The sequence below is a fragment of the Bradyrhizobium sp. genome (assembly GCF_035570375.1).
In the GTDB taxonomy this organism is placed as follows: Bacteria; Pseudomonadota; Alphaproteobacteria; order Rhizobiales; family Xanthobacteraceae; genus Bradyrhizobium.
Genome location: NZ_DATMLW010000170.1, coordinates 24,249 through 47,125, shown reverse-complemented (window position 1 = coordinate 47,125; position 22,877 = coordinate 24,249). Strand labels below are relative to the sequence as shown.

General features: G+C 61.1%; 24 protein-coding genes and 1 pseudogene. 13 read left to right on the top strand and 12 right to left on the bottom strand.

Going from position 1 to position 22,877, the window contains the following annotated elements; all coding sequences use genetic code 11:
- Positions 1-42 precede the first annotated feature (42 nt).
- The 4 genes and pseudogenes from VNX23_RS18680 to VNX23_RS18665 all read left to right on the top strand — a co-directional run bounded on the left by VNX23_RS18680 (position 43) and on the right by VNX23_RS18665 (position 3,927).
- Positions 43-784 (top strand): annotated as a pseudogene (locus tag VNX23_RS18680) (hypothetical protein).
- A 145-nt stretch (positions 785-929) separates the two neighbouring features.
- The gene (locus tag VNX23_RS18675) at positions 930-1,409 is read left to right on the top strand and encodes a GFA family protein (RefSeq protein WP_325632400.1); all 480 of its coding nucleotides are present in this window, start codon (positions 930-932) and stop codon (positions 1,407-1,409) included.
- A gap of 121 nt (positions 1,410-1,530) precedes the next feature.
- Positions 1,531-3,192 (top strand): thiamine pyrophosphate-binding protein, encoded by a 1,662-nt coding sequence (locus VNX23_RS18670; protein ID WP_325632398.1) that lies wholly within the window; start codon positions 1,531-1,533, stop codon positions 3,190-3,192.
- A gap of 207 nt (positions 3,193-3,399) precedes the next feature.
- Positions 3,400-3,927, top strand: coding sequence for a hypothetical protein (locus tag VNX23_RS18665; protein ID WP_325632396.1), 528 nt, complete (start codon positions 3,400-3,402; stop codon positions 3,925-3,927).
- 132 nt (positions 3,928-4,059) lie between these two features.
- On the opposite strand, the gene VNX23_RS18660 is transcribed toward VNX23_RS18665, so the two are convergent.
- On the bottom strand, positions 4,060-5,436 hold the full coding sequence (locus VNX23_RS18660; RefSeq protein ID WP_325632395.1) for an LLM class flavin-dependent oxidoreductase: 1,377 nt from the start codon (positions 5,434-5,436) through the stop codon (positions 4,060-4,062).
- A 60-nt stretch (positions 5,437-5,496) separates the two neighbouring features.
- Positions 5,497-6,123 carry a carboxymuconolactone decarboxylase family protein gene (locus VNX23_RS18655; RefSeq protein ID WP_325632393.1) on the bottom strand — a complete coding sequence of 209 codons (627 nt, stop codon included), beginning with the start codon at positions 6,121-6,123 and terminating at the stop codon, positions 5,497-5,499.
- A gap of 133 nt (positions 6,124-6,256) precedes the next feature.
- Here VNX23_RS18655 and VNX23_RS18650 point away from each other — a divergent pair, with 133 nt between their 5' ends.
- The 9 genes from VNX23_RS18650 to VNX23_RS18610 all read left to right on the top strand — a co-directional run bounded on the left by VNX23_RS18650 (position 6,257) and on the right by VNX23_RS18610 (position 14,932).
- Positions 6,257-7,639 (top strand): M20 family metallopeptidase, encoded by a 1,383-nt coding sequence (locus VNX23_RS18650; RefSeq protein ID WP_325632391.1) that lies wholly within the window; start codon positions 6,257-6,259, stop codon positions 7,637-7,639.
- Positions 7,640-8,003: 364 nt separating this feature from the next.
- Positions 8,004-8,921: an amino acid ABC transporter substrate-binding protein gene (locus VNX23_RS18645; RefSeq protein ID WP_325632389.1), complete on the top strand. Its 918-nt coding sequence runs from the start codon at positions 8,004-8,006 to the stop codon at positions 8,919-8,921.
- A gap of 161 nt (positions 8,922-9,082) precedes the next feature.
- Positions 9,083-10,000, top strand: coding sequence for an amino acid ABC transporter substrate-binding protein (locus tag VNX23_RS18640; RefSeq protein WP_325632387.1), 918 nt, complete (start codon positions 9,083-9,085; stop codon positions 9,998-10,000).
- 81 nt (positions 10,001-10,081) lie between these two features.
- Positions 10,082-10,813, top strand: coding sequence for an amino acid ABC transporter permease (locus VNX23_RS18635; RefSeq protein WP_325632386.1), 732 nt, complete (start codon positions 10,082-10,084; stop codon positions 10,811-10,813).
- A gap of 3 nt (positions 10,814-10,816) precedes the next feature.
- Positions 10,817-11,509 carry an ABC transporter permease subunit gene (locus VNX23_RS18630; protein ID WP_325632385.1) on the top strand — a complete coding sequence of 231 codons (693 nt, stop codon included), beginning with the start codon at positions 10,817-10,819 and terminating at the stop codon, positions 11,507-11,509.
- A 13-nt stretch (positions 11,510-11,522) separates the two neighbouring features.
- Positions 11,523-12,254, top strand: coding sequence for an amino acid ABC transporter ATP-binding protein (locus tag VNX23_RS18625; RefSeq protein ID WP_325632383.1), 732 nt, complete (start codon positions 11,523-11,525; stop codon positions 12,252-12,254).
- A gap of 255 nt (positions 12,255-12,509) precedes the next feature.
- Complete coding sequence (locus VNX23_RS18620) at positions 12,510-13,367, top strand: D-amino-acid transaminase (protein ID WP_325632382.1); 858 nt, start codon at positions 12,510-12,512, stop codon at positions 13,365-13,367.
- 346 nt (positions 13,368-13,713) lie between these two features.
- Positions 13,714-14,328 carry a hypothetical protein gene (locus tag VNX23_RS18615; RefSeq protein WP_325632380.1) on the top strand — a complete coding sequence of 205 codons (615 nt, stop codon included), beginning with the start codon at positions 13,714-13,716 and terminating at the stop codon, positions 14,326-14,328.
- Between the two features lie 58 nt (positions 14,329-14,386).
- Positions 14,387-14,932: a heme-binding protein gene (locus VNX23_RS18610; protein ID WP_325632379.1), complete on the top strand. Its 546-nt coding sequence runs from the start codon at positions 14,387-14,389 to the stop codon at positions 14,930-14,932.
- A 49-nt stretch (positions 14,933-14,981) separates the two neighbouring features.
- On the opposite strand, the gene VNX23_RS18605 is transcribed toward VNX23_RS18610, so the two are convergent.
- The 10 genes from VNX23_RS18605 to VNX23_RS18560 form a co-directional block, all read right to left on the bottom strand.
- A complete protein-coding gene (locus VNX23_RS18605; protein ID WP_325632378.1) occupies positions 14,982-16,001 on the bottom strand; it encodes a tripartite tricarboxylate transporter substrate binding protein in 1,020 nt (339 codons plus the stop codon).
- Between the two features lie 151 nt (positions 16,002-16,152).
- Positions 16,153-17,886, bottom strand: coding sequence for a thiamine pyrophosphate-requiring protein (locus tag VNX23_RS18600; RefSeq protein ID WP_325632376.1), 1,734 nt, complete (start codon positions 17,884-17,886; stop codon positions 16,153-16,155).
- Positions 17,883-18,683 carry a fumarylacetoacetate hydrolase family protein gene (locus VNX23_RS18595; RefSeq protein ID WP_325632374.1) on the bottom strand — a complete coding sequence of 267 codons (801 nt, stop codon included), beginning with the start codon at positions 18,681-18,683 and terminating at the stop codon, positions 17,883-17,885. Before VNX23_RS18595 ends, VNX23_RS18600 begins: the two co-directional genes overlap by 4 nt.
- Positions 18,684-18,697: 14 nt before the next feature.
- Complete coding sequence (locus VNX23_RS18590) at positions 18,698-18,991, bottom strand: hypothetical protein (RefSeq protein ID WP_325632373.1); 294 nt, start codon at positions 18,989-18,991, stop codon at positions 18,698-18,700.
- A 57-nt stretch (positions 18,992-19,048) separates the two neighbouring features.
- The gene (locus VNX23_RS18585) at positions 19,049-19,186 is read right to left on the bottom strand and encodes a hypothetical protein (RefSeq protein ID WP_325632371.1); all 138 of its coding nucleotides are present in this window, start codon (positions 19,184-19,186) and stop codon (positions 19,049-19,051) included.
- A gap of 38 nt (positions 19,187-19,224) precedes the next feature.
- A complete protein-coding gene (locus VNX23_RS18580) occupies positions 19,225-19,524 on the bottom strand; it encodes a hypothetical protein (protein WP_325632370.1) in 300 nt (99 codons plus the stop codon).
- Between the two features lie 462 nt (positions 19,525-19,986).
- Positions 19,987-20,946: a DUF5996 family protein gene (locus VNX23_RS18575; protein ID WP_325632368.1), complete on the bottom strand. Its 960-nt coding sequence runs from the start codon at positions 20,944-20,946 to the stop codon at positions 19,987-19,989.
- A 176-nt stretch (positions 20,947-21,122) separates the two neighbouring features.
- Positions 21,123-21,254, bottom strand: coding sequence for a hypothetical protein (locus VNX23_RS18570; RefSeq protein ID WP_325632367.1), 132 nt, complete (start codon positions 21,252-21,254; stop codon positions 21,123-21,125).
- A 91-nt stretch (positions 21,255-21,345) separates the two neighbouring features.
- Positions 21,346-21,945 carry an NAD(P)H:quinone oxidoreductase gene (gene wrbA / locus VNX23_RS18565; protein ID WP_325632365.1) on the bottom strand — a complete coding sequence of 200 codons (600 nt, stop codon included), beginning with the start codon at positions 21,943-21,945 and terminating at the stop codon, positions 21,346-21,348.
- 134 nt (positions 21,946-22,079) lie between these two features.
- On the bottom strand, positions 22,080-22,778 hold the full coding sequence (locus tag VNX23_RS18560) for a pirin family protein (protein WP_325632364.1): 699 nt from the start codon (positions 22,776-22,778) through the stop codon (positions 22,080-22,082).
- Positions 22,779-22,877: the final 99 nt, after the last annotated feature.

Below are 22,877 nucleotides of genomic sequence, written 5' to 3'. Positions count from 1 at the left end.
ACCGGCTACAAATCGGAGCTCATCAGGACGTTCGGGGCAGGGATGAACTTTCCGCATCTGTTTTCGCCGCTCAATGTCGGCCCTTACCGGTTGCAGCATCGTGTCGTGATGGCGCCGTTGACGCGGATGCGCGCCGACCGCTCGAGCTTCGCGCCGCGCCCGCTCAATGCGGAATATTACGGACAGCGCGCCACGCCGGGCGGCCTGATCATCGCCGAGGCCTCGCCCGTCATGGTGACGGGGCGGGGCAATCCCGCAACGCCCGGCATCTATTCCGATGAGCAGGTCAGGGGATGGCGGGGCGTGGTCGATGCGGTGCACGCCAAAGGCGGGTTGATCTTCCTCCAGCTCTGGCACGTGCGCCGCGTCTCGCATTCATCGTTCCAGCCGGGCGGGGCGCTGCCGGTTGCACCCTCCGCGGTGCCGATCACGGGCAAGGGGATGCTGGCGATGACGGCCGATGGAAAGGTCGTGCCTTACGAAACGGGGGCGCGCCGAAGTCAACCATCAGAACGTGCCGTCGGCGATGGTGCTTTTCCGTCCCATCTGGCGCGGCGTCCTGATCTCGGCCGGCGGATTCACCGGAGAGGCGGCGGAAGCCGCGATCGCCCAGGGTCACGCCAATGCCATCGCGTTCGGTCGCATCTTCATTTCCAATCCGGATCTGCCGCGCCGCCTGCGGCACGGCTTTCCGCTGACGCCGTATAACCGCGCAACCTTCTACGGCGGCGAGGCGACGGGTTACACCGATTACGCGAGTTACGACGGGCTGGCGCCGGCTTGACAGTCATCGTCATTCCGGGGCGATGCAAAGCATCGAAACCGGAATCCCGAGATTCCCCGATGCGCAATTGCGCATCTGAGGTCTGGTGCTAACGCACCATCCCGGAATGACAACCGAGTGCCTTCATGACTGCGCGAGGTCGCCAATGGCAAAATCACCGGCAGCAGGAATAGCCCAAGGCCAATGCCTGTGCGGAAGCATCTCGTTCGAGATCGATGTTCCGGCTCGCTGGGCCTGGCACGATCATTCGGCCTCAAGCAGGCAGGCCCATGGCGCGGCCTACGCGACCTATGTCGGAAGCTGGCGCAAGCGCTTCCGTATTGTGCGCGGGGAAGCGGACATCGCGCATTTCGAGGACAGGCCTGCGAAGGCCACGCGCAGCTTCTGCAAAAATTGCGGCACGCCGCTCCTCTACGCGCGCTCGCGATCGCCACACATGGTCAACATTCCGCGCGCGCTTTTTTCCAGCCGTACCGGCCGGCAGCCGCTCTATCACGTGGCGATCGAAGAGCTGCAGGAATGGGCCTATACCGGCGAGAAGCTGGTGCCGCTGAAGGGCTTTCCAGGCATCGTCTGGCAGCGCTCGAAGACGAGGAAACGTGGGGATCGCGACGGCATGTTTTGATCGGCGGCGGTTGTCGCCGTGCAAGGCTGCCATGAGCACCCTTCCTTGCATCGCACCGTCAACTTTGATCATCATGCGATAGCACGATGGCTTTTGGAATCGCCGTCGGGCGGGAGGAAACATGAAGAATCGCATAACCGGGCGCTCCGCCTTCCTCGCGCTTTTGAAGGACGAGGGCATCACCCATCTGTTCGGCAATCCCGGCACCACCGAGCTGCCGATCATGCATGCGCTGAAGGATCATCCCGATCTGACTTATGTGATGGCGATGCAGGAGAGCCTCGTCGTCGCCATCGCCGATGGTTTTTCCCGCGCCTCGGGCCGCCTGGTTGCCTGCAATGTCCATGTCGCGCCTGGCCTCGGCAATGCGATGGGCTCGCTCTATAACGCGCAGTTCACGGGTACGCCGATGATCCTGACCGCAGGCCAACAGGAGCAGGGCCACGGCCTGATGGAGCCCTTGCTTTACGGCCCGCTGCTGCGAATGGCCGAGCCGCTGGTGAAATGGGCGGTCGAGGTGACGCGGCTGGAGGACTTGCCGCGGATCGTGCGCCGCGCCGCCAAGGTCGCGACCACGCCGCCGACGGGGCCGGTGTTCATCTCTCTGCCGGGCGATATTCTCAATTCCGAGGCCGGTATCGAGCTCGGCCGCTCGACCCGGGTCGATACCCGCGTCAAGCCGTCCGACGAGGCGCTGCAGTCACTGGTGTCGCGAATCCTCAAGGCCGAGCGACCGGTCATCATTGCAGGCGACGAGATCGTCAAAAGCGACGCGTTACAGGAAGCGGCTGCGCTGGCGCAAACGCTCGGTTGTCCGGCCTATCAGCAGTCAGCGCCTTATGGCGCGCATTTTTTGTCCGAAAGCCCGTGCTTCATGGGCGCGCTGTCGCGCTCGCAGACACAGGTGCGCGAGGTGCTTTCGGCTTACGATCTGTTGATCGTGCTCGGCGCGGACCCTCTTCGGATGTCGGTGCACAGCGAGGTCGAGCCGCTGCCTGACGGGATGCCGATCGTGCAGGTGGGTCTGGTCGACTGGGATCTGGCAAAAAATTTCGGCGCGGAGATCGCGCTGAAGGCCGACGTCAGGGAAACTTTACGCGCGTTGGTCCCCGCGCTGAAGTCCAAGGGCGGTGCGGCGTTGGAAGCGCGCGCCAGAGAAGGGGTCACCTCGCTCGCCTCGAAGAACTGGACCGCGAGACGCGCGGGCTTGGTCGAACAGATTTCCAAAGCGAGGGATCGCGCGCCAATCGATCCGGATTATCTCACCCTGCAGATCGTCGAGACGATGCCGGCAAACGCCATTCTCGTCGACGAGGGACTGACTTCCTCGCGTCCGATGCTTGCGCTCCGCCCACATCGCGAGCGCTATGGTTATCATGCGCTCGCCTCAGGCGGCATCGGCTGGGGACTGCCAGCGTCGGTGGGCGTCAGCCTCGCCAATCCCGGCCGGCCGGTGGTTTGTTTTTCAGGCGACGGCAGCGCGATGTATTCGATCCAGGCGCTGTGGACCGCGGCGCATCACAAGCTGCCGCTCAACGTGGTGATCGCCAACAATGGCGGTTACCGCATCATCAAGCAGCGGCTGCTCTCCTTCCATGGCGATGACAATTACGTCGGCATGGATTTTGCCGATCCCTCGGTCGACTTCACCGGCATCGCCAGATCGCTCGGGTTGGAAGCGATCCGGATCACGAAGCCGAAGGATTTGCAGGCTGAACTTGCTTCCGCGTTCAAGCGCCCTGGCACGAAACTGATCGAAGTCGTGGTCGACGGGAATGTATAGCGCTGTCATTCCGAAATGGTCCCAACGGGTCGCGCGAAATCGCGCCCGATGACAGGCTCCGCGCGCGCCGGCGCCGGCACTGAAAGTTCGGCTAAATTCACAATAGCGAACGAATGAGGCGCGTCATCTTTAATTGCTTGTTAGTTAATTGCGGTTCGTTGTTCCGCATCAGTCGGGATATGCACAGCCTTCGTGCGAGAGGATGACATGAGAGGATCGATAGTTATCACCGCGATCGCTTTTTTGCTCGCGCCGGCCGCTCTCGCGGCGCAGACAAGTGACTCCGATACAGCCGGCTGGCAAATCTACCGCAACGCATCCGGTGAGTATGAGTTTAAGTATCCCGACAAGCTAAAACTTGACCTGCCGACGGGAACGCGTTGCACCAATGGGGATTGCAAGGCCATAGAAGATGTAAGTTTGAGAGGCCAAACTGTCACGGACGGAAAAATTACCGTCAGGAATATGCTTTTCGTGATACAGAGAGGCATCAATCCTCAGCGTCTCCCCGTTCAGCAATGGTACGAGGCATTGGCGCATCGGCCGCTCAACGCCTCGGAAAGCGTCACTAGCCTTGGTGGAACGACGGCAATCCATCGCGGATATGTGCCGGACAACGCGACCTATGTGCCGCTCAATGAAACGGACATACTGACGATTGCTATCGTCAATGGGCCGCCCGAATGGACGGAGCTTTGCGACAAGGTCCTTTCCACGGTCACCGTCATCAGGTGAAGCGGATCATGTGTCTGGCAAGAGTGTGACAAAGCCGGCGGAAGGCAAGGAAACCTAAATCGAGCCGATGTCACACGATCGATGAACCCGGACGTCTACACCCAAGTCCATCTCGCAATGAGACCCTACTGCTTACTCCGCAGCCCTCGGCCGATACCTCACCGCCGGATGAGGCGCCTCAAGCCGCGCGCGGCCGGCGCCGAACAGTTTTTCGCGCAACGTGCCCTTTTGGTACGCCGGTTTGTAACGTCCGCGCCGCGTCAGCTCCGGCACCAGCATGTCGGCGATATCCTCAAAATCGCCGGGCGAAACCGCAAACGGCACATTCAATCCGTCGACGTCGGTCTGGTCGAACCAGGCTTCGATCGCGTCGGCCACCTGTTCGGGCGTGCCGACCACGACCGGTCCGATGCCGCCAATGCCGACATGCTGCGCCACCTCGCGCACGGTCCAGACCCGGTCCGGATCGGCGCGGGTGACGTTGTCCATCGCGCTGCGGCCGGCATCGTTCTCGACATGGCGAACTTGCTGATCGAGGTCGTAGGTCGAGAAATCAACTCCGGTCCAGCCCGACATCAGCGTGAGAGCGCCTTCCGCGCTGACATGGCTGCGGTAGTCTTCGTATTTGGCTCTGGCCTCGGCTTCGGTGCGGCCGAGAACGACGGTGAACATGGAAAACATCAAAATTTCACGCCCGTCGCGTCCGGTCTTCGCGGCGAGTTCGCGAATGCCCGCGACCCGCGGCGCGATGATCTTCGCCGATGGCCCTGACATGAAAACGCATTCGGCATGCTCTGCGGCGAACTGGCGGCCACGGGGCGAGGTGCCGGCCTGATACAGCACGGGGGTGCGTTGCGGCGACGGCTCGGACAGGTGAATGGCATCGAGGCGGTAGTTCTTGCCCTGGTGCAGCACGCGGTGCACCTTTGAGGGATCGGCGAAGACGCCGCGTGCGCGATCGCGCACCGCCGCATCGTTGTCCCAGCTTCCTTCCCAGAGCTTGTAGACGACTTCCATATATTCGTCGGCGACGTCATAGCGGTCGTCATGCGCGGTCTGTCTGTCCTTGCCGGCAGCCTTCGCGGCGCTGTCGAGATACCCGGTCACGACGTTCCAGCCGATGCGTCCTTCGGTGAGATGGTCTAGCGTCGACATCCGCCGCGCGAACGTATAGGGCGGCTCATAGGACAGGTTGGAGGTCACGCCAAAACCGAGATTTTCGGTGACGGCGGCCATCGCCGGGATCACCAGCAGCGGATCGTTGGCCGGCGTCTGTGCCGCGTTGCGCAGCGCCGCGTCCGGGCTGCCGCCGAACACGTCGTAGACGCCGAGCACGTCAGCCAGAAAAAGCCCGTCGAAGCGGCCACGTTCCAGCGTTCTTGCCAGGTCGATCCAGTACGGCAGGCGGTTATAACCGGCGGTACGGTCGCGCGGATGGGTCCACAGCCCCGGCGATTGATGCGCGACGCAGTTCATCGCAAAGGCGTTGAGCCGGATTTCTTTTTTCATGGCGGGATCTTTCGACAGCGCGTCACGCGGCACAGCGCCGTGCGACGATCGAAGGACAAATTAACGGCCGGCCTGCTGGAAGGGCAATTGCGCGTCTGCCGGCGGCTTCACATGCGCGACGTTTAGCGTCATCGAAACCACGTCGTAGTATCCGTTGACCGCGATGAGATCGATGATTCCATTTTCACCGAACTTTTCCAGCGCGCTGGCATAGATCGCATCGTCAACACCATGATCGCGCCGCAGCTGCGTGGTAAACTCCCAGACGATCGCCTCGTCGTCCTTCATGTTGTCGGGCTTTCGGCCGGCTCCGATCGCCGCAACGATGGCCGGATCGAGTCCAGCCTTGAGCGCCAGCGGCTCATGCGCATACCATTCATATTGCGAGCCCCACGCTTGCGCCGTCATCAGGATCGCCATCTCGTTGATGCGTTTGTCGAGCGACGTATTGAACCTGACATATTCGCCGACCTTTTGCAGGCGATCGGCCAGTTCCGGGCTGCGCAGCCATGCGTTGAAGGGACCACCGATCGATTTGCGCGGCCCCGACATGATCACATCGGCGACACTGCGCTGAGCGGCAGACATTTTGTCGAGCGCAATTTCCGGCATCCGTTCGCCGGTCAACGCCAAAGCGGAGCCGGCCAACAGCATGCTGATGGCCGAGACGCGCAGGACGGTTTTCATGGTGTTCTCCCTTTCTCAAGATTGAATGCCCGATTTTACGGGAAATTGTTGCATTCCCCTTTGGCTTTCGCAAAGGCAATTATCCCGATAACGTAATCCACCTGAACGCAGTGACCGAAAACAAGAAAAAGTCATGACCAGATCCGATGCCATCGCCCGGGCCCGCCGGATGCTTCAATCCGGCGAGTTTCTCGCCGAGCTCGACCGAAGGGTCTCCTATCAGACGGAAAGCCAGAATCCGGAAAAGCGGGGCGCACTGCGATCCTATCTGATCGAGGAGCTTCAGCCTGCCTTCTCGAAACTTGGCTTCTCGACCAGACTGATCGAATCCCCTGCCGGAAAAAATCCCTATCTCGTGGCGGAATACCTGGAAAGCGCAGCCGCTCCGACTGTTCTGGTGTACGGGCACGGCGACGTCGTCGACGGCATGGCCGGAGAATGGCGCGACAATCTCGATCCGTGGCGCACCACGATTTCAGGCAATCGGGTGTATGGCCGCGGTACTGCCGACAACAAGGGACAACACAGCATCAATATGGCGGCGCTTGCCGCGGTGCGCGAGACGCGCGACGGACGGCTCGGCTTCAACGCCAAATTCATCATCGAAACCGCCGAGGAAATCGGATCGCCGGATTTGCGGCAGGTTTGCGAACAGCTCCGCGACGAGTTGAAGGCTGACCTGCTGCTTGCCTCCGACGGGCCGCGGCTTTCGGCGGATCGTCCGACGCTCTTCCTCGGTTGTCGCGGCGGAATACGGCTTCATCTGGACGTCAACTTGCGCGACGGCGCGCATCATTCCGGCAATTGGGGCGGCGTCCTCGCCAACCCCGCAACCATCCTCGCAAGCGCCATCGCCACGCTTGTGGACGGTCACGGGCGTCTGCAGGTGGAGCCTTTGAAGCCGCCGCGACTTACCAACCAGATCCGCGCGGCCCTTGCAGATGTGAAGATCGAACCGATGCCGGACGAGCCGGCGCTCTCGGATGACTGGGGCGAGGAGGGCTTGTCTGCCGCCGAACGGCTCTATGCATGGAACACGCTGGAAGTGCTGGCGATGTCATCAGGCAATATCGACAAGCCCGCCAATGCCATTCCGGGACAGGCCTCAGCCGTCCTCCAGCTTCGCTTTGTCGTCGGGACAAGGGTAGACAACATTGCCGATGTGGTCAGGACCCATCTTTCCGAGCGCGGCTTTCCCATGGTCGAGGCGCGGGCAACCCAGAGCTTTGCGGCGTCACGAACCGATTTCAACAGCCCCTGGATCAACTGGACGGCGGAATCGATCCGCAAGACCACGGGAAAATCAGCCGCGGTTTTGCCGAATTTCGGCGGCTCGCTGCCGAACGATGTCTTCTCCGACACCCTCGGCTTGCCGACGATGTGGGTCCCTCACTCCTATCCCGGCTGCTCGCAGCACGCCCCCGATGAGCACCTGCTTCTGTCGGTCACCGAAGAGGCGCTTGGCATCATGGCCGGCCTGTTCTGGGACTTGGGCGAGTTGAAACATCCGTTGTAGAATCGGCGCTGGCGCGCGGGGTTACCCGGACGACTGTCACGACGGCCCCGGCCGGCCGGCGAGGGGCGTGACGGAGTGGCGCAGCCGGGCCCTGCCTTCAAAGGCGTCTTGCGATGGCCGCACGTTCGGACCATAAGATAGATCGCTCCGATCCGAAGACCCGTTGCGTTCGGCTACCAGTGTCTGCTTTGCAAAAAGTTCCTGCTTGAAGCGTATGGCCTCACCCTCGAATGCAAGCGATGCCGCACTCGCGAGCGTATTCGCGGACATTACGGAGCTGCTCGACCAGACCCCTGGCTCGATCCATCGCGGCGTTGAAAGAAATTCTCAGACAGACCTTATCCGACAAACAAGGAGTTTACGTATGAAACGCACGCGCATTTTCGGGCTTGCGCTGGCCGTTGCGTTCTGCGGCTGCGCGGCGAACGCCGAGGAGCTCACGGGCACGCTCAGGAACATCAAGGAAACCGGCGCGATCACGCTCGGATATCGCGACTCGTCGATCCCGTTCTCCTATCTCGACGACAACCAGAAACCGGTCGGCTATGCCATGGAGATTTGCTACAGGATCGTGGATGCGGTGAAGAAGGAGCTCAAGCTTGACAAGCTCGAAATCAGGCTCAACCCCGTCACCTCGGCGACCCGCATCCCGCTGATGGCCAACGGCACCGTCGACCTCGAATGCGGTTCGACCACCAACAACGCCGAGCGCCAGAAACAGGTCTGGTTCACCAACACGCATTTTCTGACCGCGAGCCGCTTCGTTTCGAAGAAGTCGAGCAACATAAAGTCGATCGACGATCTCAAGGGCAAGTCGGTGGTCTCGACATCGGGTACCACCAACATCAAGCAACTCAACGAAGCCAACTCGGCCCGTAACCTCGGCATCAACATCATCCCGGCCAAGGATCATGCCGAGGCCTTCCTGATGGTCGAGACCGATCGGGCCGCAGCGTTCGTGATGGACGATATCCTGCTGGCAAGCCTGGTTGCCGGTTCGAAGGATCCATCCGCTTATGTCATCTCCACCGATGCATTCTCGAAGGCAGAACCCTACGGCATCATGCTGCGCAAGGACGACGTGGCCTTCAAGAAAGTGGTCGATGCCGCTACCGCGGCTCTCTATCAGGGTGCCGACGGCCAGAAAATATACGACAAATGGTTCACGCAGAAGATTCCGCCCAAGGGGCTCAATCTCAACGTGCCGATGAGCGCGGAGCTCAAGCACGAATTCGCCAAGCCATCGGATTCTCCGGATCCCGACTCCTACAAGGCGATGTAGGGATTTATCGGCTTTGGCGGCGGCCCGGTCCTTGCATGAGAGGCGCTGAGCATGAGAAGCGCTGGGCGCCGGGTCGTCACCATGGCCTAGGCCGAAGGTTGCATTCCACTCAAGACGGAAGGAGGCAAACATTGCTCAACTGTTCAATCGGGGAGAATTCGATGAAACGTCTGCGTGTGATGGGCCTTGCGCTCGCCGCGAGTTTTTGCGCTGCGCAGGCCGACGCCGAAGAACTTTCGGGCACGCTCAGGAAGATCAAAGAGACCGGCGTCATCAACATTGGTTATCGCGACTCCTCGATTCCGTTCTCCTATCTGGACGACAACCAGAAGCCGATCGGCTTTGCGATCGATATCTGTCTGAAAATCGTCGACGCCGTCAAAAAGGAACTCAAGCTCGACAAGCTCACGGTCGAGTTCAACCCTGTGACCTCCTCGACCCGCATTCCACTGCTGGCCAACGGCACCATCGACCTCGAATGCGGATCGACCACCAACAATCCCGAGCGCCTGAAGCAGGTTGCCTTCACCAACACGCACTTTCTGACCGCGACCCGCTTCATCTCGAAGAAGTCGAGCAAGCTCAGTTCGATCGAGGATCTCAAGGGCAAGTCGGTGGCGTCAACGTCGGGCACCACGAACATCAGGCAGCTCACCGAAGCCAACGCGGCGCGTAACCTCGGCATCAACATCATCCCGGCCAAGGAGCATGCCGAATCCTTCCTGATGGTGGAAACCGATCGTGCGGTCGCGGCGGTGCTGGACGACATCCTGCTTGCAAGCTTTGCCGCGGGATCGAAGGATCCGGACGCCTATGTCATCTCCACCGACGCGTTTTCGAAGCCGGAGCCTTACGGCATCATGCTGCGCAAGGATGATCCGGCTTTCAAGAAAGTCGCCGACGATGCTACCTCGGCGCTTTACCGGAGCGCGGAAGGCCAAAAGCTCTATGACAAATGGTTCATGCAGAAAATCCCGCCCAAGGGCTTGAATCTCAACGTGCCGATCGGCGCCGAGCTGAAAAAGGCCTTTGCGAAGCCGACCGATTCACCCGATCCTGACTTCTACAAATCCATGTAGCGTGACCTTTGCTATGGCGGGAACATTGCTTGACCGGATGGCCAATGCAGCGGGCCGGCCGGTAGCTGCGAGGGGGCGGCTTTGAACTATCACTGGAACTGGCGCGTGTTCTGGGAGCCGGCCCCGAGCGGGACCGGCACCTATCTCGACATGCTGCTGTCCGGGCTTGTGCTCACGATCGAAACCGCGCTTTGCGCCTGGATCATTGCGCTCGCTTTCGGCGCGGTCATCGGCGTGCTGCGGACATTGCCTTCGAAGACCGCCAGCCTGGTCGGCTTTGCCTATGTCGAATTCTTCCGCAACATGCCTTTGCTGGTGCAGTTGTTCCTGTGGTACTTCGTCTTGCCCGAACTCCTGCCGCGAGCTTCCGGACTGTGGCTGAAGCAACTGCCCGGTGCGCCGTTTTACACGGCGGCGATCGGAATCGGCCTGTTCATGTCGGCGCGCGTCGCCGAGCAGACGCGCGCCGGCATCTCATCGCTGCCGCGCGGACAGAAACTCGCCGCCACCGCGCTCGGCTTGACCACGGCGCAGACTTATCGATACGTGCTGCTGCCGATGGCGTTTCGCATCATCCTGCCGCCGCTCACTTCCGAATTCCTCTCCACCATCAAGAACACTTCGGTGGCGCTCACCATCGGCCTGATCGAATTGACGGCCGAGGCGCGCGCGATGCAGGAGTTTTCCTTCCAGGTATTCGAGGCCTTCACCGCCGCAACGGTGCTTTACCTTTTGATCAACATCGTCGTCGTCATCGTCATGCGGTTCGTCGAGCGCGGCGTGGCGGTCCCCGGCTACATCACCGGGAAATAGAAAATGTTCGCCAATTTCGACTTCGACGTCATCCGCCGCTCGCTCACTTACCTGTTTTTCGACGGCATGACATTCACGCTGACGTTGACCAGCCTTGCCACATGCGGCGGCATCATCTTCGGAACGTTGCTTGCCATGATGCGGCTGTCCGGTTTCTGGCTGCTGTCGCGTTTCGCAGGTCTCTATGTCGATCTCATGCGCTCGCTGCCGCTGGTGCTGGTGATCTTCTGGTTCTATTTCCTCGTTCCCTATATCGGGCAGTGGCTGACCGGAGCCTCGCGACCGATCCGGGTCGGCGCCTTTGCCTCCTCGCTTGTCACCTTCACGCTGTTCGAGGCGGCCTATTTCTCGGAGATCATGCGCGCCGGCATCCAGTCGATCTCCAGGGGGCAGCCCGCCGCCGCCCAGGCGCTTGGACTTACCTACGGCCAGACCATGCGCTACGTCGTGCTGCCGCAGGCGTTTCGCAACATGCTGCCGGTATTGCTGACGCAGACCATCGTGCTGTTCCAGGACACCTCGCTGGTCTATGTGCTGTCGATTCCCGACTTTCTCGGTGCCGCCAGCAAGGTCGCCCAGCGTGACGGCCGGCTGGTCGAGATGTACCTGTTCGCGGCACTGGTGTATTTCGTGATCTCCTGTGTCGCGTCCTTCGGCGTCCGGCGCCTTCAGGCGCGCCTCGCCTTTGCCCGTTAGCTTGAGTCAATCGATGATCGAAATCCGCCACATCGACAAATGGTATGGCTCGAGTTTTCAGGCTCTGAAAAACTGCACGACCAGCGTCGCCAAGGGCGAGGTGGTGGTGGTGTGCGGCCCGTCGGGATCGGGAAAATCCACGCTGATCAAATGCGTCAACGCGCTGGAGCCGTTCCAGAGCGGGGAAATCGTCGTGGACGGCATCAAGGTCAACGATCCGAAGACCAACCTGCCGAAGCTGCGCGCCCGCATCGGCATGGTGTTCCAGCATTTTGAACTTTTTCCGCATTTGCGGATCATCGATAATCTCTGTCTGGCGCAGGAAAAGGTTCTGGGGCGATCGCACGATGAGGCGATCGCCAGGGGAACGAAACTGCTCAATCGCGTCGGGCTGCAGGACCACGCGCAGAAATATCCGGCCGAACTATCCGGTGGCCAGCAGCAGCGCGTTGCGATTGCCCGCGCGCTGGCGATGGACCCGATCGCCATGTTGTTCGACGAGCCTACCTCCGCACTCGATCCCGAAATGATCAGCGAGGTGCTGGACGTGATGGTGGACCTGGCGCGCGAGGGCATGACCATGATGGTCGTTACCCATGAAATGGGCTTTGCCAGCAAGGTCGCCCGTCGGGTCATTTTCATGGACCAGGGCGAAATCGTCGAAGACGCCCTCAAGGACGATTTCTTCGGCAAGCCGCGCAGCGACCGCGCGCAAAAATTCCTGTCGAAGATCTTGTCGCATTGATTCGGTCTTGTCCCTCCCCCGCGGACGCGCGGGGAGGGTGGCCGGCCGAAGGCCGGTCGGGTTGGGGCGTTCTTGCTCCCAACGCATCCCTCCGGACGTAGGCGAGCCAGAAGTACGTCAGTGAGGAAGCGTTTCTCAGAGTCCCCCACCCCGGCGCTACGCGCCGACCCTCCCCGCGAGGGGAGAGGGATCACTCGCACCGATTTTCGTATATGCTTCACGAGCATTGCTTTGTTGCCGGAAAGGAGAATGGGTTTGAGCGAGATTGCCTATGTCAATGGCGCGTATGTGCCGCTCAACGAGGCCAAGGTCTCGATTCTCGACCGCGGTTTCCTCTTCGCTGACGGCATCTACGAAGTATCCGCCGTACTCGAGGGCAGACTGGTCGACAACGCCTCGCATCTGGCCCGGCTGCAGCGCTCGGTCGGCGAAATATCGCTTCCCCTGCCGGAACCGCTGGAGCGCATCGTGGAAATCCAGCGCGAATTGATCGCGCGCAACAGCCTCGAAAATGGCCTTGTCTATATCGAGGTTACCCGCGGCGCCGATGCGGGGCGGGACTTTGCCTTTCCGAAGGGCGTCAAGCCCACCCTTGTCATGTTCACTTCCGTCAAGGACATCGTCAATGCGCCGGCGGCGAAGACCGGCATCGGCGTCATTACCGTGCCCGACATCCGCTGGGAGCGGCGCGACATCAAAAGCGTGGCGCTGTTGGCGCAGGTGCTCGCCAAGCAGGCGGCGGCGCAGGCCGGCGCCGGCGAGGCCTGGATGATCGAAGATGGCAAGGTCACCGAAGGCGGATCGTCGTCGGCGTTCATCCTGACGCAGAACGACGTGCTGGTCACGCGGGAGAACTCGTCGTCGATCTTGCCCGGCTGTACCCGCAAGGCTGTGGTCAAGCTCGCGGAAGAGCGGCAGCTGCGCGTCGAAGAACGCTCGTTTACCGTCGAAGAAGCGCTCGAGGCGAAGGAAGCCTTCATCACCAGCGCGTCCCTGTTCGTCCAGCCGGTCATCAGTATCGATGGCAAAGCGGTCGCCAACGGCAAGCCCGGGCCGATGGCAGCGCGCTTGCGCGAAATCTATATCGATTTCGCCCGCGCCACCGGGGTGTAAAGCTGGCGGTCCAATCGGAGGCTTGCAAAAGGCTTGGCGCGAATGACGGGCTGGTCAAGGTCGCGCGTCCGCCGGAAGAGCTTGACCGATATGTGCGCGGCGAGGAGGCACGCTGGCGCCGGGTGATTCAGGACGCCGGGATCAGGGGTGAATAGCGAATAGCAATGAGAATGACGGTGGGATGACATCCTGTTGCAGTGCGGCGGCGGAGCTTGCGGAGCCCTTCATTAGGAATATTCTCGCCAGCTTGGGGTTGCAGAAAGCGCTTGTTTCAGGCACTTGGCGGGACGGCCTTCGGCCCGGTAGTCGATCCGTCAGCCGACAATCAGACCCATGGAGGATAACAATGCCCAGTACGCTTCAGCGCACGCTCGCTGCTGCGAGTTTTGCCCTGCTCTGCGTCGCCCTGCCTGCATCGGCGCAGGAAACGGTCCGCATCCGCGGCACCATCGAAAAAGTCGATGGCGCGGCCTATGTAGTCAAGAACCGCGATGGCGCGGAGTACAAGGTGACGGTCAGCGATCCCGGCCTTTACGTTGGCATCGTGAAGTCGACCATGGCCGACATCAAGCCGGGCATGTTCGTGGGCTCGACCGGAACGACGCAGCCCGACGGCAGCCAGAAGGCGATCGAGGTGCACATCTTTCCGGAATCGATGCGCGGCACCGGTGAAGGCCACTACGATTGGGACCTCAAGCCGAACACCAAAATGACCAATGCCAATGTCGAGCAGACCGTCGCTGGCGTCGACGGACCGGTTTTGTCGGTCAAATACAAGGATGGCGAGAAGAAGCTGATGGTGAGCCCGGAAACCGTCGTCGTCACCTATGTCATCGGCGACAAGAACGATCTCAAACCGGGCACCAAGATTTTCGTCGGCGCCGGCAAGAAGCAGGCTGACGGCACGGTGCAGACCCCGCGCGTCACCTACGGCAAGGACGGCCTGACGCCGCCGATGTGACGGGGCAACACCGATTGGATCTACTACCACGAAAACAAACCTGAACAGGGAGATTGTTATGCGTTCGATTGTTTCGATGATACTGGCGGCTTGCGCCGTTGCGGCGATCAACTCACAAGCCTTCGCGCAAGCCCCTACACCGGCTCCTCCGCCAGCTCCGCCGTCTGCAGGCGGCACGCCGGACAAGATGCCCTTCGATATTCCCTATGGCATGTCGATCGGACTTGAGCAGGCCAAGCAGTTGATGGCGGCTGCCGAAGCGGAGGCCAAGAAGCGGAATTGGAAGATGAACATCGCCATTGTCGACACCAATGGCGAGCTGGTGCTGTTTGAGCGGATGGAAGGGGCACAAATCGCGTCGGTTTCGATTTCCACCAACAAGGCCCGCACGGCGGCTCGCTTCCGCCGCGAAACCCGCCTGTTTTTCAATGCCTTTGAGACCGGGCACGGCTACATCGCCACGCTCGATCCAACGCTCACGGCGAGCCCCGGCGGATTTCCGCTTGTTGAAAACGGCAAGATCATCGGCGGCATCGGTTGTTCGGGCGGCACCGGCGATCAGGATGCTGTGATCTGCAAGGTCGGTGCCGACCTCGTGAAATAAAAGCCAAACTGCCTCGGCGCTGCCCGCGCCGAGGCTCGATTGCGCAGCGCTAAGGCTCGATCCTGATATTGCCGGCCCTGGCGACGTCGGTCCATCGCGCGATATCGGCTGCAAGAATGGCTGCAAATTCCGCCGAGGTGTTGCCCACCGGCAAGATGCCGAGCGACTTGAGCCGCGCGACGACATCCGGCGACTTCATGATGCGCATCAGCTCGGCCTCGAGCTTCTTCACAATGGCAGGCGGGGTCTGCCGCGGCGCAAAGATGCCGCTCCACAGCACGGCATCGACATCGGCGCCGGCCTCTTTCATGGTCGGCACTTCCGGAAAGTCTTCGGTGCGGCCCGGAGCGGCTATCGCAAGCGCACGCACCTGACCGGATTTGACCTGGCCCGATACCGGACCGGCATCCGCAATCGTCGCGGTTACCTGACCGGAGATCACCGCCATCACGGAGTCGTTTGCGCCCTTGTAGGGGATCTCCTGCATCGGCGCGCCGGTCTTCTGCTTGAACAATTCCGTAACCAGCTGGAACGCTGCCGAGGAGCTCGAGTAGTTCGTCTTGTCGGGATTTGCCTTGGCAAAGGCGACGAGGTCGGCGACCGATTTGATTCCTGAAGACGCATTGACGATCAGGATTAACGGAAATGATCCGAGCTCGGAGACCGCAACGAAGTCCCGGACCGGATCGTAAGGCAGCCTGGTGTAAACGGCCGGATTGATCGCCATCGCGCCGCTGGCGCCGACGAGGAGCGTGTAGCCGTCCGGCGCCGATTTGGCGACATATTCGGTGGCGACGATCGCGCCGCCGCCGGGCTTGTTGTCGACGACGACGGGCTGTCCGAGATTTTGGGACAATTTCTGTCCCACGATCCGCGCGATGAGGTCGTTGCCTCCGCCCGGCGTGAAGCCGACGACGATATGAATGACCCGGGTCGGATATTTCGATGGGTCCTGCTGGGCGAATGCGGAGCCGGTCACCGCCGTGAGGAGCGTCATCCATCCGAGACACAGGCCGATCGCCGCGCAGATCGCTTCACCACTCCACTTGAGGGAGAGGTCGGATCGCATCGCCAGATGCGATCCGGGTGAGGGGTTCTGCCCTCTCGATGGACCGCACCCCCTCACCCCAACCCTCTCCCGCCAGGGGAGAGGGAGCGCACCGTCACTGCGGCGAAAGATGAATTTCATCTCTGGGGTCCCGCATTCTGTCCCGATCGTTTCAAAGCCGCGTGACGTGAACATGCAGCACGGCGGCCTGACCCTCGTCGAGTGCGGCGAGGCACCGGTCGATCGCCGCTGCAAGTTCGTCCGGCTCGGTGACGCACTCGCCGTACGCGCCGAAAGCCTTGGCAAGTTCCGAAAAATCCCTCCGCTCGCCCTGGCGGCCCGAAGTCAAACGCGACTGAAACTGGTCGGTTTCAGCGGCTACGCCCTGGGGGTAGACGCGTTGCACCGCCGACTTCACCGCCTGCCAGCCGCCATTGTCTACGACGACCGTGAGGATGGGAAGCCGGTACTGCTGCGCCACGGCGTAGACGCTGTCGGGAGAGGAGAAATGAAATCCCCCGTCACCGATCACCTGCACGATGCGGCAATCGGATTGCGCAAGCCTGAGGCCCAGCGCCATGCCGCCCGAGAATCCAAGTCCTCCACCGGCCAGTCCGACATAGCTGCGCGGCCTCGTGCGCGTGATGTGTTCCTGCAGGACGGGCGCGTTGCGGATCGCTTCGTTCACCACAATGTCGTCCTGCGACAGTTTTCCGTTCAGGGTTGCGAAGACGAAGGCGGGATTAAGCGCACCCGGGACGCCCTTGGTTGCGCTCGCAGCCGGGCGGCGCTTTGCGCTTCTCTCGCGGTCGCCGCTCCAGCTTGCTATTCGTTTCTCGACGCGGCGCCGCCACGTGTCATCGGCGCGCGCCTCGATGGCCTGAAGCACCTGGCCCAGCACGGTCGCGCAGTCGCCCTGGATCCGAAGGTCGGTCGGAAATCCCCACATCGGAAAATCCGACTTCAGGGGATCGATGTCGATCTGGATCCATCTGATGGCATCGGCTCGCTTGGCATATTGCGGAATGAACGGCACATCGCAATCCAGGAGCAGGCCGAGATCGGCCTGTTCGAGCAGGGGCAGGGGATCGAAGCCCGCGAAACACGGCGAGGCCTGCGAAATATTCAGATCGATCGAATTGAACTCCGCAACCCTGATGCCGCAGGTCAGCGCCAGGCGTTCGAGCACGGCGACAGCCTCCGGCTTGCGGCCGAGATAGGCCGTCAGCGCAATCGGGTTTTCCGCCGCCATCAGGGCATCCGCAATGGCACTGACCCGCGCCGGTTCGATTCCGCCGGTCCGCACACAGCCATAGCGCGAAGGCGGATACGCCGGCATGTCCGCGTCGTCCCATTGTTCGGCAAGCGTTTCGCGCGGCAACATCATGTAGACCGGACCCGGCGGATCGCTTTGGGCAAAGGCGCCGGCCCGTGCAAGCGCCTCCTTCACCACGATTCCAGAAGGCAGGGAATATTCCCACTTGACGTAAGGCCTGACGATGCTGGCGATGTCGAACGGATCTTGTACGAAGTGCACATAGGTGTCGCGTGAGCCCGGCAATTCGCCGCGCAGCGTAAAGGGCGCGCGACCGGCAAACATCAGGACCGGCAGGCGATAGCGAAACAGGTTCTGGATCGCCATGCAGGCATTCGCGGTGCCCGCATCGACATGCACGAACACGGCTTGCGCGCGTCCGGTCGCGAGCGCATAGCCCGCGGCCATGTGCACGGCGACGATTTCATGCGGGCACAGGATCACTTCGGGATGCTTGCGCCCTTGCTTGTCCCAGCTCGCCAGGGCCTCGATCAGAGACACGTGATCGGTGCCGAGATTGGCGAAAATATATTCGACGCCGAGATCGACCAGGCCTTCGAGGAAATAATGCGCGGTAGAGTGGCGGCTCATGCCGTTTTACCAGGCGAAGTCTCGGCAACAAACTTGTTGCGCAAGGTGCCTATGGCGGTGATCTCGATTTCGACGACATCGCCCGCTTTCAGGTCGGGCGAGCTGCCGTCGGTTCCCATCCAGATCACGTCGCCCGGCCACAACGTGAAATATTTCGTCATCTCGACGATGAATTCCTTGATGCCGAAGATCATGTCGTTGGTGTGGAAGCGATTGCTCTCCTTGCCGTTCAGACGCACGACGGTTTCCATCCTGTCGAGATCGACGGAGGTTTCGATCCACGGCCCCATCGGCTTGAACGTGTCGGCATTCTTGGACCGCCACAATCCGCGGTCTGCCTTCTGCCAGGTGCGTTCGCTCACATCGTTGCCGATGGTGTAGCCGAATACGCAGGCCATCGCGTCGCGCTCACCAAGGTGCTTTGCTTTCTTGCCGATGACGACGACCAGTTCGCCCTCGTAGTGAATCCTTTCGGTCGCATCGGCAGGAATGACCACGTTCTCATCGTGCGCGATCAGGGCATTTTGGGCGCGGTAACCGACCTCGGGCCGATCGGGGACGTTGGGCACCTCGCCGCGCTTGTCGGCGGCTTCCTTGAGATGCTTGAGATAGTTCAGGCCGACGCAATAGAAGGTGCGCGGAATGAGCGGCACTTCGATTTTCACGCTCATCAATGAAAAGGTTTGCGGCGTGCGTTGCCATTCGCCCATGGGATCGCCGCTGACCTTGATCACGCGATCGCCGTCGACGATCCCCCAGGACGTCTGCCCATTCGCGGTGAACTTGAGCCAGCGCACGCAATCGTCCCGTTTTATCTGCAATCCGGCGGCGATGAATGCCCGGGAAATCCGTCCGCCGAAGGCAGCGATCTTTGATCGGCGAACAGGTGAAGAAGAAAGCGCGCCCCGTCGGCGTAGGTCGCTCCCTCAGCGAGTTGCAGGCCCTCACACCATTGCCTCGGCATCGGCCTTGTGACATCGCGCAGCTCGATCGCCGTGCCCCACCACCATGCCGGGGCCGGCGATCTCGCCTGCTCGGGGATTGCGCGCCATTTGGCGAATTCGTCCAACGCGCGCTCGAATTGCACATTCGAACCCTGATGCATCAATCCTCCAGGTGGTTCTCCGAGCGAATTGCGGGCCAAGCCTGCGTGAGGCCTCGATCATTTCGAGCTTGCGGGAATGAACGGATTCGCGGTCGCCGGACCCTCACCCATGATCAAGAGCACGGCATCCTCGTCCTTGGCGCCGTCCCAGTGAACTTCTTTGGCGAAATGGGTGACGAAGCTTCCCGCCGGCATCGGCGTTGTTTTTGCCGGATCGAATTCTGGCCCCGTGCCTACCCACCATGTCCCCTGCAACACCACGATGTAGCGATCATTCGGATGGAAGTGCGGCCGGCTGAAGTGGTTCCCCTTGGTCCATTTGGTGTAACCATGTAAAAGCCGGTCTTGTTCGGGTCGCCGACCACAACGGCATTTTGCGCACCGCGCGGATCGACTGCGCTCCATGGAATCTGATCCGGCAATTTGTAGCTGATCGCGGCCGGATTTAGTTCGGCCGCCGAGCCAATGCTCAACATGCCGGCGAACGATATCGGCATCACAAGATATCGCCAGAACCGGTTAGTGGCCTTCATCATTTCCTCCATCGAGTCCCGCGGACTGAATGCCGCGCGTTGATCACCGCTTTCATGCCCGCACGGTGGATTTGACTTTTGCTTTTACCCTCGCTGCACACGACGCGAACGCAAGAAGGTGGACACTAGTGTCCCGATTCCGAAGTTCGCATCATTTTGCGGCACCTCGTTTGCGAACTTCGGAATCGGAAGGACACTAGCAAGTCATTGTTTCTAGTGTGGCTTTGGTTCAGAAATCCGCACGACGAACTCGCGGGCTGCAATGATGCGGACTTCTGATCCGCCACACTAACCGGTCTCGCTTCGGCGTTGCAAGAGGCGGTGTTGCATGCGTTACGCGCGCGGCGCTTTTTCAGCAAGAGCTGCGTCAGCCGTTCTAAAGCACGGCCGCTTGTCCGCAGCCTTTGGCAGCCCGCCGGCGCCCGCCGCCGATGTTTAAGGCGGATAGCGGCTGCTTCCGATCTAGATCTGCCGCACCACGCCCGGCTTGCCGAGCGCGCATTCCAGCGCGTCGCGATCCCATTTGGCGGCCTCAGCCGCGGCCTCATAGCTGCTCTGCAGGAATGCCAGCAGCGCCTGATCCGGATCTGACGCGGTGCGGACGGCGTCATAAGGCAGGATGAATTCGCCCAGGGCTTCGCTGAAGAACGCGGCCTCGGGCGCGATACGCGCGGAGCGGAAACCTGGCGGTTCAGGATAGGCGTAGGAATAGAAAGCGGGATAGTCGATCGCACCGGAGCCCGGCCAAAAGCCGGCGCTGCTGACCTCGTGCGAATAGGCCTCGCATGCGACGGCGTCCGATAAATTCGGTACGCCGCCGGGATGACGCGGCGCGCGGCGGCCCGAGAAACGGGTGACGGCGAGATCGAAACTGCCCCAGAAGAAATGTACCGGGCTCGCCTTGCCGATGAAGCCGGTGCGGAAGCGCTTGAACACGCGGTCGGCATTGACGAGGATTTGCAGAAAACGTCCCACCGCGTCCGGGTCATAGGATGCGTGCCGCTCATCGTCCGAAAACCGGATCGGGTCGGGCAGCTCGTTCGGCATCTCGTCGATGGCGATGTGAATGTCGAGTTCCGCGAGCGCGGTCAGAACGGCGGTGTAGAAACTGGCAACCGAGTGCCCGGCGAGCATCAGCCGCCGCGTCGCGCCGTCGCTGGTTGAAATCCTCAAATCATGATTGATGAAATCAAAATCGATCTGGAAGGTGCGCGTGCCGTCGGGGATCGGAGAGGTCGTCAAGCCGGACGTCGTGACGTAAAGGGCGACATGCCAGGAGTGATTGAGCCAGGGCGTTCGCGCCAGACGAATCTTGCCGACGATCTGGGTCCAGAGATGCAACGTGGCGCAGGTCTCGCGCCATGCTGCGGTCGGCAATTCCGGCCAGGGCGCGGCCGAGGAGCCCGGCAATGCGTTGCTCATAGATATCACCCTTACGCTACGCTGTGATCGGCTTCCGGCACGAAAAAGCCGGATGCAACCTTCCGCCAAGTATACAATTTGTGTCGTTGAATTGCGATCAGTGGCGGCAATGCGCGCAGGTATCGCGAGCCTCGCGCCCACAAAAGGCGTATCGCCGCTGGCCGAACTTCAGGGCCTTACGAATTGGTGCATTCCGCGCATCGGCGCCGTCCACGCGACACGCGGAACAGGTTTCGGCACCACCAGCGTCGCGCAGCCGCCTGCAGCGGCTTGCGCGCCATCTGGTAGATGAAGAGCAGTTCGATCATCTCGCCCGTTCTCTGCGCCTGGTCCGACAATCCTTCGATTGCCGGGGCAGGTAGGGCTGCTTACCGTGAAGGGAATACCGCTCAGGTCGGATCAGCCATGCAATTTCCTTGCGGTCTCGGCGATCACGCGGCCTTGATAGCGCGCGCCGGCCAATTCGTTTTCGGATGGCTGACGGCTGCCGTCGCCGCCTGTGATCGTGGTTGCACCATAGGGCGCACCGCCAGTGACTTCATCGAGCTTCATCTGGCCCGCAAAGCCGTAGTTGAGGCCGACGACAGTCATGCCGAAGTGCAGGAGATTGGTGATGATGGAAAACAGGGTGGTTTCCTGACCGCCATGCTGGGTCGCGGTCGAAGCGAAGGCTCCGCCGACCTTGCCGTGCAGCGCGCCCTTCATCCAGAGGCCGCCCGCCTGATCGAGGAAGTTCGCCATCTGTGACGACATTCGGCCGAAACGGGTGCCGGTGCCGACGATGATGGCGTCATAGTTGGCGAGATCTTCGACTTTCGCGATCGGAGCTTGCTGATCGACCTTGTAGTATGATGCCTTCGCGACCTCCGGCGGTACAAGCTCGGGAACGCGTTTGATGTCGACCGAAGCGCCGGCTTCGCGGGCGCCTTGCGCCACCGCGTTCGCCATGGCTTCGATGTGGCCGTATGCGGAATAATAAAGAACAAGAACTTTCGCCATGATTGTCTCCTTGAAATCAGGTTGACTTTGCAGCGCCAATCGCCGGCCTGACCGGCAATTCGCCGTTTGGGATTTCCAATGCGCGGGAGCTACATCCCGCGCATGACGTCGTTGCTTTTCGAGCGCCGCGGTTCCTACGCAGCGTCCACCAGCACCAGTTCGGAATTTTCCAGCGCGGTTATCTTCAGCGCGGCTTCGTCGCGGATCGCGACGCCGTCGCGCGCGTTGACGCTGATGCCATTGATCTCGACCTTGCCGGCCGCCGGCACCAGATAGAGATGGCGTGCTTTGCCGGGCTTGTATTGCGCGCTCTCGCCGGCTTTTAGCGTGGTCGCAAGAACCCGCGCGTCGGCACGGATCGGCAGCGCGTCCTTGTCGCCGGCAAATCCGCTGGCAATGATGACGAAATTGCCGGAGCGGTCGGCCTTCGGGAAAGGCTTGGCGCCCCAGGTCGGCTGACCGCCTGGCTTCGTCGGTTCGATCCAGATCTGGAAGATCTTGGTCAGTTTCGGCTCCAGATTGTATTCGGAGTGACGAATCCCGGAACCAGCACTCATCACCTGAACGTCGCCTGCTTCGGTGCGGCCCTTGTTGCCGAGACTATCCTGGTGGGTAATGGCGCCTTCGCGGACGTAAGTGATGATTTCCATGTTGGCGTGCGGATGTGCGGGAAAGCCGGTGTTCGGCGCAATCTCGTCGTCATTCCACACACGCAAGGCGCCGTGGCCTATGTTGTCGGGGTCGTAATGACTGCCGAATGAAAAGTGATGCCTGGCCTTCAGCCAGCCGTGGTCGGCCGCCCCTAGTCTGTCGAAAGGTCTGTGTTCGATCATCGGAAACTCCGTTGAAGTCTGATTGAGCATCTGGATATGCGCTTCCCGATCGTGCATAAATAGAAACAATTGAAACTTATTGTTTCCGTTTATTAGCCA